At 71.2% G+C, this 12,828-nt stretch carries 11 protein-coding genes; 7 read left to right on the plus strand and 4 right to left on the minus strand.

Features of this window, described 5'->3' with window-relative positions:
* Positions 1–36: 36 nt before the first annotated feature.
* The 7 genes from ASE25_RS14490 (at position 37) to ASE25_RS14515 (ending at position 7,933) form a co-directional block, all read left to right on the plus strand.
* A complete protein-coding gene (locus ASE25_RS14490; RefSeq protein ID WP_056781424.1) occupies positions 37–1,689 on the plus strand; it encodes a DNA repair helicase XPB in 1,653 nt (550 codons plus the stop codon).
* Positions 1,690–1,758: 69 nt separating this feature from the next.
* On the plus strand, positions 1,759–1,935 hold the full coding sequence (locus tag ASE25_RS23245) for a hypothetical protein (RefSeq protein WP_200959130.1): 177 nt from the start codon (positions 1,759–1,761) through the stop codon (positions 1,933–1,935).
* A gap of 71 nt (positions 1,936–2,006) precedes the next feature.
* The gene (locus tag ASE25_RS14495) at positions 2,007–2,729 is read left to right on the plus strand and encodes a response regulator transcription factor (RefSeq protein ID WP_056781427.1); all 723 of its coding nucleotides are present in this window, start codon (positions 2,007–2,009) and stop codon (positions 2,727–2,729) included.
* 4 nt (positions 2,730–2,733) lie between these two features.
* Positions 2,734–4,269, plus strand: a complete 1,536-nt coding sequence (locus ASE25_RS14500) for a HAMP domain-containing sensor histidine kinase (protein WP_056781430.1) — start codon at positions 2,734–2,736, stop codon at positions 4,267–4,269.
* Between the two features lie 68 nt (positions 4,270–4,337).
* Positions 4,338–5,624 (plus strand): S1C family serine protease, encoded by a 1,287-nt coding sequence (locus tag ASE25_RS14505; RefSeq protein ID WP_056781433.1) that lies wholly within the window; start codon positions 4,338–4,340, stop codon positions 5,622–5,624.
* A 218-nt stretch (positions 5,625–5,842) separates the two neighbouring features.
* Positions 5,843–7,363 (plus strand): SDR family NAD(P)-dependent oxidoreductase, encoded by a 1,521-nt coding sequence (locus tag ASE25_RS14510; protein WP_056826338.1) that lies wholly within the window; start codon positions 5,843–5,845, stop codon positions 7,361–7,363.
* A gap of 171 nt (positions 7,364–7,534) precedes the next feature.
* Positions 7,535–7,933, plus strand: coding sequence for a VOC family protein (locus ASE25_RS14515; RefSeq protein ID WP_056781440.1), 399 nt, complete (start codon positions 7,535–7,537; stop codon positions 7,931–7,933).
* Between the two features lie 81 nt (positions 7,934–8,014).
* Here ASE25_RS14515 and ASE25_RS14520 read toward each other — a convergent pair whose 3' ends face one another.
* The 4 genes from ASE25_RS14520 to htpX form a co-directional block, all read right to left on the minus strand.
* Positions 8,015–8,530 (minus strand): GNAT family N-acetyltransferase, encoded by a 516-nt coding sequence (locus ASE25_RS14520; protein WP_056826340.1) that lies wholly within the window; start codon positions 8,528–8,530, stop codon positions 8,015–8,017.
* On the minus strand, positions 8,527–9,351 hold the full coding sequence (locus tag ASE25_RS14525) for a hypothetical protein (protein WP_056826342.1): 825 nt from the start codon (positions 9,349–9,351) through the stop codon (positions 8,527–8,529). The genes ASE25_RS14520 and ASE25_RS14525 overlap by 4 nt, the downstream gene beginning before the upstream one ends.
* A 5-nt stretch (positions 9,352–9,356) precedes the next feature.
* Positions 9,357–11,855 carry an aminopeptidase N gene (gene pepN, locus ASE25_RS14530; protein WP_056826343.1) on the minus strand — a complete coding sequence of 833 codons (2,499 nt, stop codon included), beginning with the start codon at positions 11,853–11,855 and terminating at the stop codon, positions 9,357–9,359.
* Positions 11,856–11,927: 72 nt separating this feature from the next.
* Positions 11,928–12,803 (minus strand): zinc metalloprotease HtpX, encoded by an 876-nt coding sequence (gene htpX / locus ASE25_RS14535; protein ID WP_056826345.1) that lies wholly within the window; start codon positions 12,801–12,803, stop codon positions 11,928–11,930.
* Between the last annotated feature and the right edge of the window lie 25 nt (positions 12,804–12,828).

The raw sequence follows: 12,828 nt of genomic DNA on the forward strand, positions 1-12,828 counted from the left end.
AATACCTCGACCCACGCTCGGAGTTGTCCCCACACGATGAATGACGGACCCCTGATCGTCCAGAGCGACAAGACCCTCCTCCTCGAGGTCGACCACCCGAACGCCGAGGCCGCACGCCGGGCCATCGCCCCGTTCGCCGAGCTCGAGCGTGCCCCGGAGCACGTGCACACCTACCGCATCACGCCGCTCGGCCTGTGGAACGCCCGCGCGGCCGGCCACGACGCCGAGCAGGTCGTCGACGCCCTCATCACCCACAGCCGGTATGCCGTGCCCAACGCGCTGCTCGTCGACGTGGCCGACACGATGGACCGCTACGGCCGCCTCACCCTCACCAAGGAGGGTCTGGCCGACAGCCCCGAGGGCACCCGGCTCGTGCTGCGCACGACCGACCGGCCCGTCCTCGAGGAGGTGCTGCGGCACAAGAAGATCAAGCCGCTGACCGGCGAGCGCCTCGACGACCTCGCCGTCGTCGTGCACCCGAGCGAGCGCGGCACCCTCAAGCAGGAGCTGCTCAAGGTCGGCTGGCCCGCCGAGGACCTCGCCGGCTACGTCGACGGTGAGGCCCACCCCATCGACCTCGACCAGGCCGACTGGCACCTGCGCCCCTACCAGCAGCACGCCGTCGACGGCTTCTGGCACGGGGGCTCCGGCGTCGTCGTCCTCCCCTGTGGCGCGGGCAAGACGCTCGTCGGCGCGGGCGCCATGGCCGCGGCCAAGGCTACGACCCTCATCCTCGTCACCAACACGGTCAGCGCGCGGCAGTGGAAGGACGAGCTGATCAAACGCACGACCCTGACCGAGGAGGAGATCGGCGAGTACTCCGGTGCGCGCAAGGAGATCCGCCCGGTCACGATCGCGACCTACCAGGTGCTGACGACGAAGCGGAAGGGTGCCTACGCGCACCTCGACCTGCTCGACGCCCGCGACTGGGGCCTCATCGTCTACGACGAGGTGCACCTGCTGCCGGCCCCGATCTTCCGGATGACCGCCGACCTGCAGGCGCGCCGCCGCCTCGGCCTCACCGCGACCCTCGTGCGCGAGGACGGCCGCGAGGCCGACGTCTTCAGCCTCATCGGCCCGAAGCGCTTCGACGCGCCGTGGAAGGACATCGAGGCCCAGGGCTACATCGCTCCCGCCGACTGCGTCGAGGTGCGCGTCACGCTGCCCGAGGGCCAGCGCCTCGCGTATGCCGTGAGCGAGCCCGAGGACCGCTACCGCCTCGCGTCGTGCTCCGACGCCAAGCTCCCCGTCGTCGAGACGCTGGCCGAGCAGCACGCCGGCGAGCCGACGCTCGTCATCGGGCAGTACCTCGACCAGCTCCACGAGGTGGCCGAGCGGCTCGGTGCCGAGGTCATCACCGGAGAGACGACGGTCAAGGAGCGCCAGCGCCTCTACGACGCCTTCCGCACGGGCGAGATCACGACGCTCGTCGTCAGCAAGGTCGCCAACTTCTCCATCGACCTGCCCGAGGCGAGCGTCGCGATCCAGATCAGCGGCACCTTCGGCTCGCGCCAGGAGGAGGCCCAGCGCCTCGGACGCGTCCTGCGCCCCAAGGGTGACGGGCGCACCGCGCACTTCTACACGATCGTCAGCCGCGACACGGTCGACGCCGACTTCGCCGCGCACCGACAGCGCTTCCTGGCCGAGCAGGGGTACGCGTACCGCATCGTCGACGCCGACGACCTCTGAGCCTCGGGGGCCGTCTCAACCCGTGACTCAATGAGGTCAGGCAAGCCTTACCTTTTTAGCATCGACGGCGTGGGCAAGCTCAAGGCCAAGGACGTGGCGAAGCTCAAGCCGAAGTCCACGTGCTGCAAGGACATCCCGCGGTGCACGAGGTGCCCCGTGGTGATCAAGCGACTGTGCGCGCAGGACTGCGCCTCGATGTGCGGCAAGGACTTCAAGAAGGCCCTCGCCAAGGCCCGCAAGCGCTGACCCGGCGCGCACCCACGAAAGGAATTCGCGACTCCCAGCGAACTCCCAGCGAACACCCTGACACTGGGACCGTGGACACCCAGACAGCTGCGGCACCCGAGGCTCGCCTGCTCGTCGTCGAGGACGAGCCGAACATCCGCGAGCTCCTCGCGACCTCACTCCGCTTCGCCGGCTTCGAGGTCGAGACGGCCGGTGACGGCACGACCGCCCTCGCCATGGCCGCCGAGTCCGAGCCCGACCTCGTCGTGCTCGACGTCATGCTCCCCGACGTCGACGGCTTCGAGGTGACCCGTCGCCTGCGCGACCGCGGCCGACAGCAGCCGATCGTCTTCGTCACCGCTCGCGACGCGACGGGCGACAAGATCCAGGGCCTCACCGTGGGCGGGGACGACTACGTCACCAAGCCGTTCAGCCTCGAGGAGGTCATCGCCCGCATCCGGGCGGTCCTGCGCCGCACCCGCGGGCAGGCCGACGACGGCGCCACGCTGCGCTTCCACGACCTCGAGCTCAACGAGGACAGCCACGAGGTGCGCCGCGGTGGCCGCATCATCGACCTGTCCCCCACCGAGTTCAAGCTGCTGCGCTACCTGCTGCTCAACCCCAACCGGGTGCTCTCCAAGCTGCAGATCCTCGACCACGTCTGGGACTACGACTTCCGCGGCGAGTCCGGCATCGTCGAGTCCTACATCTCCTACCTCCGGCGCAAGATCGATGCCGACGGCCCCTCGCTCATCCACACCAAGCGCGGCGTGGGTTACGTTCTCCGGGTGCCCCCAGAGCTGACCGCCTCCTGACCGGATGGCCGACCTGACCGCCCCGGCGGCCGACGCGACCGTCCCCGGCGCCGCGCTGCGCGGACGCTCCCTGACCCGGCGCCTGCGGGCCATGCCCCTGCGTTGGCGCCTGCTGGCCGTCACCCTCGGGCTCATCGCCGTGGCCCTTGCCGTCACCTCACTCGTGGTCAGCGCACTGCTGCGCGCCTACCTCGTCAACCAGACGGAGCAGGAGCTCGACGTCTACGCGGCAAGCCTGGCCTCGGTCGACCTCGCCGAGCTGCAGGTCACGGGCTCGCAGCTGCCGTCGAACTTCACCGCGAAGGTGCTCGACCTGGCGACCGGCAAGGTGACCAACCTGCGCGATGCCGCCCTGCTGGAGCCGACGACCCCGGCGCTGCCGATTCCCAGGATCACCGACGCGAACGTCCTCGAACCGTCGACCTTCCAGGTCGACTCCGCCACCGGTGACGGCCAGTGGCTCGCTCTCGCCAAGGTCAACGACGAGGGCACCGGGATCGTCGAGGTCGCGTTGCCCCTGCGGCCGCTCGAGGCCACCGTCGACCAGTTCCTGCTCTACGCCGGCGGGATCGGCGCCATCGCCCTGCTCGCCATCGCCCTGCTCGGCTGGTACCTCATCGCGCGCACCTTCCGGCCGCTGACCCGCATCGAGGACACCGCGGCCAAGATCGCCGTGGGCGACCTGACGCAGCGCATCGACGTGCCGGACACCGACGACGAGGTCGCGTCACTCTCCCGGTCGCTCAACGCGATGCTCGCCCGGATCGAGCAGAGCTTCGCCGTGCGCGAGGCCAACGAGGAGAAGATGCGCCGCTTCATCGCCGACGCCTCCCACGAGCTGCGCACGCCGCTCGCAGCCGTCGGCGGCTACGCCGAGCTCTACCGACAGGGTGCCCTGCCCACGACCGACGCCGTGACCGGCGCCATGGGGCGCATCGAGTCCGAGGCGCACCGGATGAGCGGGCTCGTCGAGGACCTGCTGACCCTCGCGCGCCTCGATGGCGAGCGCCCGCTCGAGCTGCAGACCGTCGACCTCGCCGTCCTCGCGGCCGACGCGGCCCAGGACGCGCGCACCATCGCGCCGGGCAGGCACATCGTCGCGACCGGCATCAACGGACCGATCGAGCCGACGGAGCTGCGGGCCGACGAGCACCAGCTGCGGCAGGTGGTGACCAACCTCGTGACCAACGCGCGCGTGCACACGCCCGACGGCACCCCCATCGAGATCCTCGTCGGACGGGTCGACGCCCAGCACGTCGCGCTCCACGTGCGCGACCACGGACACGGCATACCCGTCGACGCCCGCGCCGACGTCTTCGAGCGTTTCTACCGCGCCGACCGCAGCCGAAGCCGTGGCCAGGGCGGTGGCAACGGGCTCGGGCTGGCCATCGTCCACGCGATCATCGAGGCCCACGACGGCACGGTCCGGGTCGACGAGACTCCCGGCGGTGGAGCCACCGTCGTCGTCGAGCTCCCGATCACCCGGGCCACGAGTGAGCCACGTCACCATCGGTCGTCCCAAGGCACAGCGGATTCCTAGGAACACCACAACGTCATCCAAAGCTGGGCCGATGTCATGGAGACAACAGACCAGAGCGAGGAGGAGCCATGACCCTGGCACCTGAGGACCACACCCAGCAGATCCCGCAGGGCAGCTACTACAGCCAGTCCGCACCACCCGCGCCGCCGGCCCCGCCGACGCCGCCCCTGGGTGAGGGCAGCCGTCCGGCGCCCAAGCGCGAGAGCCGCGTCGGCCAGACCATCGGCGTCGCGCTGCTCGCAGCCGTCCTCGCGAGCGGTGGCACGTATGCCGTCACGCAGCTCGGCGACCAGGGCACCGCCGCGGCGACGACGTCCACCACGTCGACGACGAACCAGAACCAGGGCTCCTCGCCGACGGTCGTGCAGGGCAACGCCACCGCTCCCGACTGGACCGCGGTCTCCGCCGCCGTGACGCCGAGCGTCGTCAGCATCAACGTCACGACCCAGCAGGGGTCGGGCGCCGGCTCCGGCGTCGTCTTCGACAAGAGCGGCCACATCCTGACCAACAACCACGTCGTCGGCGACGCGACCGGCAACGGCGCCATCACCGTGACGCTGAACGACGGGCGCACCTACGGCGCGACCATCGTCGGCACGGACCCCTCGACCGACCTCGCCGTCATCACGCTGACCAACGGACCGAGCGACCTGACCCCGATCACCCTCGGGGACTCCGAGGCCCTCAAGGTCGGCGACCCGGCGATGGCCGTCGGCAACCCGCTCGGCCTGTCGGGCACCGTCACCACGGGCATCGTGTCGGCGCTCAACCGTCCGGTCAGCACCGGGACGGCGAGCGAGTCGCCCCTCGGTCAGCAGCAGACGTCCGGCGACGAGGTCGTGACGAACGCCATCCAGACGTCGGCCGCGATCAACCCGGGCAACTCCGGTGGCGCGCTCGTCAACGCCAAGGGCGAGCTCATCGGCATCAACAGCTCGATCGCGTCGCTGGGCCAGAGCTCGAGCGGCAGCCAGAGCGGCAACATCGGCATCGGCTTCGCCATCCCCGTCAAGGAGGCCAAGTCGATCGCCGACCAGCTCATCAAGAGCGGCAAGGCCCAGCACGCGTTCCTCGGGGTCAGCACCCGCGACACGGTGGTCTCCGACGGCAGCGCCAAGCGTGCCGGCGCCCAGGTCGTAGCCGTCAACGGCGGGACGCCCGCCGCGAACGCCGGCATCAAGAACGGCGACGTCATCATCGCCGTCGACGGTCAGCGCATCGACTCCGCGACGGCCCTCGTCGCCCAGATCCGCGAGATGACGGCCGGCGACAAGACCACGCTCACGGTGATCCGGGGCGGCGCCCGCCAGGACGTCCCCGTGACGCTCGCGGTCAAGCCGGCCAGCTCGAACTGACCCCTCCACTTCGCGCCGGGTCACGGACAGGGTGACGACACGCTGGACGTGACCCGGGCGAGGCCAACCTCCCCGGTCTCGTATGCCGTCGGGCTCGCGCCCGTCCCCACCACCACGCTCCTGGTGGCTCGGACGGTCGCCGGCCCGGCGGCATACCCTGTCTCCGGGCCGGGACCGCGGATTGGGGGCGGAGCGAGCCGCCCGCGTACCCTTGCGCGGTGAGTGAGACCGAGAACGAGCTGGACCCCGCTGCCGTCGTGCACCTCGACCCCGAGGACGTCGCGACTGCGGTGCGTGTGCTGGCCCTGGCGCCCTCGCTCGAGATCGACGACCCGGACTTCGAGACCCTGAAGCGGGCCGCTTCGCTGATGTACAAGCGGCTCAAGAAGGACCGGCGCAACGCGAAGACGTGGGCCGAGCGCAAGGCCGACCGGCAGGTCATCGAGTCGACGGCCACCGGATCCCCCATGCGGATCGACGATGAGACCAAGGGAATCCCCTTGGTCTCCAACGCAACCGGCGCCTTCGCCGGTGAGCTCATCAACCCGCGCGGGTGCTACATCTGCAAGACCGACTACACGCTCGTCGACGCGTTCTACCACTGGCTCTGCCCGGACTGCGCGGCTCGCTCGCACGCGAAGCGTGACCAGCGCACCGACCTCACGGGCAAGCGCGCCCTGCTCACCGGGGGCCGCGCGAAGATCGGGATGTACATCGCGCTGCGCCTGCTGCGCGACGGCGCCCACACGACGATCACGACGCGCTTCCCCAAGGACGCGATGCGCCGCTTCGCCGCCATGGAGGACTCGGCGGACTGGATCCACCGGCTCAAGATCGTCGGCATCGACCTGCGCGACCCCACCCAGGTCGTGGCCCTGACCGACGAGGTCAGCGCGGCCGGCCCGCTCGACATCCTCATCAACAACGCCGCCCAGACGGTGCGCCGCTCCCCCGGCGCCTACAGCAACCTCGTCGAACTCGAGTCGGCTCCGCTGCCCGACGGCGTGGCCCTGCCCGAGATGGTGACCTTCGACCGGATCAGCGAGGCGCACCCCGCCTCGATCGCCGGGGCGCTCGGCACCCACGCGATCGCCCACCACGACAGCGAGTCGGTCGAGCACGCGATCGCGGCCCAGACGGCCGCGTCGATGACAGCCCTGGCCCTGACCGCCGGGCACGCGAGCCTCGAGGCCCACCGGGCCGGCACCGCCGTCGACGCCGGCGGTCTGCTGCCCGACCTCCAGCGCACCAACTCGTGGACGCAGAAGGTCGAGGAGGTCGACCCGCTCGAGCTGCTCGAGGTGCAGCTGTGCAACTCGACGGCGCCCTTCATCCTCGTCTCGCGTCTGCGGCCGGCGATGCGGGCCGCGGTCGCGGGCGGCGCACGGCGGGCTTACGTCGTCAACGTGTCCGCCATGGAGGGGCAGTTCTCCCGCCGCTACAAGGGGCCCGGCCACCCACACACGAACATGGCCAAGGCCGCCCTCAACATGATGACCCGCACGAGCGCGGGCGAGATGTTCGAGACCGATCGCATCCTCATGACGGCCGTCGACACCGGCTGGATCACCGACGAGCGCCCGCACGACGAGAAGCTGCGCATCGCCGCCGAGGGCTGGCACGCCCCGCTCGACCTCGTCGACGGCGCCGCCCGCGTCTACGACCCGATCGTGCGCGGCGAGGCCGGCGAGGACCTCTACGGCTGTTTCGTCAAGGACTACGAGCCCAGCCCCTGGTGACCTCGGGCACCCCTAACCCCGCTATCGCGGTGGTTCGCCGGCGCCTGGTGCCGGGAGTCCACCGCGGAGTGACAGGGGAGGCCCCGTCACGGGCGGAGGCACAAACGCGACCCTCGGCCACCGCGGACACGGGTATGCCGTCGCGTGCCTCATCGGCGTAGCGTCCCGTCCATGATCACTGCCGTGCACAACCTCGTGTACTCCGACGACGCAGCGGCGACGCGCGCCTTCTTCCGCGACGTCCTCCAGTGGCCCTGCGTGACCGACGACGGCTCGGACGGCGCCGACGACACGAACGCCTGGCTCATCTTCGGGACCGGCCCGAGCGAGCTCGGGGTGCATCCGACGCGCGGGCCTGAGGGGTCGACGTGGTCGGCGCCGCGGCACCATGCGATCTCGCTCATGTGCGACGACCTGCGCTCGACGATGGACGAGCTCACCGCGCGCGGAGCGGTGTTCACGACCGAGCCCACGGACCACGGCTACGGCCTCGTCGTCATGCTGGCGATCCCGGGAGCCGACGAGATCCAGCTCTACGAACCACACCACACGACGGCCTACGACCGCTGACCGGCCGGCCCCGGCGTCCGGGGCACCTGTTCGTGGAGATCCTTCGGCACCTGGTGCCGGAAGATCTCCACGAACCAGCGGTCAGCGGAGAGGCTTGGCGTACCAGACCTCGGCGTAGTCGCCGTCGTTGAACGCCGGCACCTCGACGTAGCCCCGCCGGAGGTAGAGCGCGCGGGCCTCGACGAGGTCGAGGCGCGTGTCGAGCCGGACCGTCGTCGCACCGAGGTCACGCGCGGCCTCCTCCGCCGCGGCCAGCAGCGCCGCGGCCAGTCCGGACCCGCGCGCCTCGGGTCGCACGAACATCCGCTTCAGCTCCACGACGTCGGACCGGCCCGGGACGAGTCGGACACCGGCGCAGCCGACGAGCCGCGCCCCGGACCGGGCGACGACGAAGGCTCCCGTCGGTGGCGCGAGGTCGTCGCTCGGCATCTCCGCGAGGCTCCGCTCGATCTCCTCGGGCGTCGAGTCGCGGTCCTCGTGCAGCCGGAACCACCGGTCGCTGACGTCGACGAGGTAGTCGCGCAGCAAGATCGCCGACGCGGCCGACGTGACGTCGGCCCGCTCGACGACCCACCCGCCCCGGGACACCCGGCTCACCGATCGGCGGGCTCCGTGAGTGCGACGCCGTCGGCGATGACCTCCGTCATGAACGCGATGAGGTCACGGCGACGACGACCGGGGTCAGTGGCATACGTCGACGGGTCGTCGGGACGCTCCCGCACCCGGAGGCCCTCCTCGACGATCTCGCGGTGGTGCGGGTATGCCTCGCGTGCCCACCGACCCGCCCCCGACTTCGACGTGGGCTGCCCGGTGACGAGCAGGTGGACGAGCCGCGGCGCCCCCAGGGCACCCCACTCGGCGGCCTGGGGCAAGGACGCCTCCCGCGGGTGGTGCTCCATCGCCTCGAGCTGCGGGCGCCAGAAGGTGTCGAGGTTCTCGCGGGTGGAGTCGTGCAGCGCGGTGTCGTCACTCGCGATCGCGATGTCACGGATGTGCTTGCCGCGCAGCGTGATCCCGTGGTCACGCAGCTCGCGCCACGTGATCTCCTTGAGGTCGCAGTGGGTGCCGACGTCGAACCACTGGTGCAGGACGCCAGGTCCTTCGGGCACGTCGCCCGGAGCGCCGGCCAGGTCGCTCTCGAGAACGTAGAAGCCGTCGTAGTCGGGCTCGGGCCAGCGCTGGGCCAGCTCGCCGTGGACCTCCCGGAGCACCTCGACGTCCGCCTCGGTGGGGCGGCGAGTGGTGACCGCGACGAAGTCGATGTCGCTGCCGCCGTGGAACTCGCCGTCGAACCCGATCGAGCCGTGGAGGTGGAGACCGTCGAGCAGCCCCGGCAGGCGTTCGTCGAGGAGCGCGAGATGAGAGCCGCACACGTCGCGGACGACGTCCGGGAGCTCGTCGCGGGTCGGGACGCCCACCGCGGTCAGACGGCCGCGCCGAACGTCGCCCGCGACGCGAGGGCCTCACGCAGCTCGGCGTCGGCGTCGACGAGAGAGCGGTGGACCGCGGGGGTGAGGTCGTCACGCGCGATGGCCGCGGCGCTGAGCCGTGCCGTCTCGTCGTCGAAGACCCGCGGGAAGGCGACGAGGACGACGCGCGACAGGGCGTCCTCCCCGACCCAGGCCGACATCGCCGGGACGTCCGTGAAGTAGCGCGGCACGTAGTCGGCGACGAGGGCCGCGCCGGGCGCGACCCAGAAGCCGCGCGCGAGATGGACCATCTCGTAGTTGGAGCGGCCCTCGCGGCCGGTCAGCTGCTCCCACGCCCAGGCCTTGGCCTCCGCATCGGGCAGGCTCGCCCGGCACATCAGCGCGTTGAGGCCGCCCTGGAGGGTGTCGTCCTTGGCGCGGAACGCCTCCACCTCCGAGACCCCGATCAGCCCGCGCGCCGCGAGGTTGCGCACGACGATCCAGCGGAAGTCACCGTCGTCCTCGAGTCCGGCCGGCAGACCCTGACCGTCGGCCCACGCGCGCAGCAGGGCCTCGTCGTCGCTCGTGCCGGCGACGAGGCGGGCCGCGGCGAGCGACTCGGTCGTGCCGGCCGTGGCCCGCTCGAGCAGCCCCACCGCAGCCCGGTTGAGACGGGCCATGGCCGCCTCCTGCGACTCGCGCGGCACGAAGTACGGCACGATCCGGTGCTCGGCGTAGGCCGCGACCCGGGTCAGGATCGAGGAGTTCGCCTCGAGCGGCCACGCGGCGTCGAAGACGTCGAGGAAGGCCTCGGGCGAGACCGTCGCGCCGTGCACGCCGTCGATGAGCGCGGACCACACGACGGCGCGGGCCTGCTCGTCGGGGATCTGGCCGAGCTGGGACGGCAGCGCGGCCACGGTGGCGTCGGACAGGCGTACGCGAGCCCACGTCAGGTCGGACGCGTTGGGCACGACGACGGCGGGCTCCGGGGTCCCCTCGAGCCCGGCGAGGGTGGTCTCGGGTCCGGTGACGGTGGCCATGACACGACCGAGCTCGCGTCCGTCGGTCCACCCCGCGACGTCGAAGGCGTGCGGGCGGTCGGCCGGCCGGTCCGCCGGCGCCTCGCGGCGCACGACGGCCGACTCGACGACGCCTGCCTGCTCCTCGACGTCGACCGAGATCGTGTCGCGGTCGGCCGTCAGCAGCCAGGCCCGCGACCAGGCCTCGAGGTCCTTGCCGCTCGCGGTCTCGATCGCGGCGAGGAAGTCGGCGAGCGTGCCGTTGCCGTAGGACTTGTCGTTCAGGTAGGCGCGGACGCCGGCGATGAACTGGTCGTCACCGACGTACGCGATGAGCTGGCGCAGCGTGGCCGCGCCCTTGGCGTACGAGATGCCGTCGAAGTTCTGCAGCGCGCTCTGCGCGTCGAGCGCCTCGACGCCGGCGACGGGGTGGGTCGACGGGGAGCGCTCGGCGCCGTAGCCCCACACCTTGCGCACGATCGAGGAGTCGACCCAGGCGTCGGTGTACTCGGTGGCGTCGACGAGGCACCGGTGCGACATGTACTCGGCGAACGACTCGTTGAGCCAGAGGTCGTCCCACCACTTCATCGTCACGATGTCGCCGAACCACATGTGCGACATCTCGTGGCTGACGGTGTTGGCCCGGGTCAGCAGCTCGTCGCGCGTCGCTGCACCGCGGTAGAGGTACTGGTCGCGGAAGGTCACGCAGCCGGGGTTCTCCATCGCGCCGGCGTTGAACTCCGGCACGAAGACCTGGTGGTACTCGCCGAACGGGTAGCGGATGCCGAAGAGCCCGTGGAAGTAGTCGAACGACCGCTTCGTCACGTCGAAGAGCTCGGCCGCGTGCCGCTCGAGCGGCTCGCGCAGCGAGGCCCGCGCGTGGAGGCCCAGGGGTATGCCGTCGTGCTCGTCGTGGACGGAGACGTACGGTCCCGCGCACACGGTCATGAAGTACGTCGCGAGCGGCTTCGTCGTGGCGAGGCTCCACGTGCCGGCGCCCGCCTCGGAGGCGGCGCCGTTGCCGATGACCGTCCAGTCGAGGGGCGCGTGGACCATGACGTCGTAGGGCGCCTTGAGGTCGGGCTGGTCGAAGCAGGCGTAGACGCTCGGCGCGGCGTCGAGGAAGAGGTGGCCGTAGACGTAGTCGAGGTCGTCGGCGGGGTCGGTGGCCCGGTGCAGCCCCTGCCCGTCGTGGCTGTAGGCCATGGTCGCGGCCACGACGAGCTCGTTGTCGGCGGCCAGTCCCGCCAGTGGGAGGCGGCCGTCGACGACGCCGGCCGGGTCGAGCGACTCGCCGTTGAGCGAGATCGTCTCGACCGAGCGGGCCTTGAGGTCGATCCACGAGTCCGCGCCGGGCTCGGCGCACGTGAACCGGACGCTGGTGCGCGAGCCGAAGACCTCCGACCCCTGGTCGAGGTCGAGCTCGACGGCATACGACGTGACGGTGATCAGCGAGGATCGCTCGCGGGCTTCGGCAAGGGTGAGACTGCGCATAGGGGCGAGCCTGCCAGATCGACGGGCCCGCCGTCGCCGGGGTTGCCCCCTCGTCGTGTCGACCCCGCCCGGTCAGCGGTGGAGCGGACCGCCGGCCATGCTCTCGAGGCGCGCGATGCGCTGGTCCATCGGCGGGTGCGTCGAGAGGAACCGGGTGACGTCCTGCGCCCGGAAGGGGCTCGCGATCATCATGTGGCTCGCGTTGACGATGTCCTGGGAGGGTGCGAGCGGTGCGCGGGCGACGCCGGACTCGAGCTTGCGCAGGGCCGAGGCGAGAGCGAGCGGGTCACCGGTCAGCTTCGCGCCGTCCTCGTCGGCGTCGTACTCGCGGGTGCGGCTGATCGCCATCTGGATCATCATCGCGGCCATCGGCGCGAGCAGGCTCATCGCGAGCAGCGCGAACGGGTTGGGGCGGTCCTCGTCGGAGCCACCGCCGCCGAAGATGCTCGAGAACATCAGCATCTGGCCGATCGAGGTGATGACGCCGGCAACCGCGGCGGCGACCGAGCTGGTGAGGATGTCGCGGTTGTAGACGTGCATGAGCTCGTGACCGAGCACGCCGCGCAGCTCGCGCTCGTCGAGCAGGCCGAGGATGCCCTCGGTGCAGCAGACCGCGGCGTTCGACGGGTTGCGGCCCGTCGCGAAGGCGTTCGGCGCCTGGGTGGGGCTGATGTAGAGGCGCGGCATCGGCTTGCCGGCTGCCGTCGAGAGCTCGCGCACGATGCGGTACATCGCCGGCGCCTGCGCCTCGGAGACCGGGTAGGCGTGCATGGCCCGGATCGCGAGCTTGTCGCTGTTCCAGTAGCCGTAGAACGTCATCGCGACGCCGATCAGCGCGAAGAACCAGATGAAGCGCCCGCCACCGACGAGCGCGCCGATCCCGAGCAGCAGGGCCCAGATGCCGCCGAAGAGCGCGGCCGTCTTGAGCCCGTTGAAGTGGTTGTGCATGTCGGGTGAACGAGCGGCCTGGAGC

This window comes from Terrabacter sp. Root85 (assembly GCF_001429185.1).
Lineage (GTDB): Bacteria > Actinomycetota > Actinomycetes > Actinomycetales > Dermatophilaceae > Terrabacter.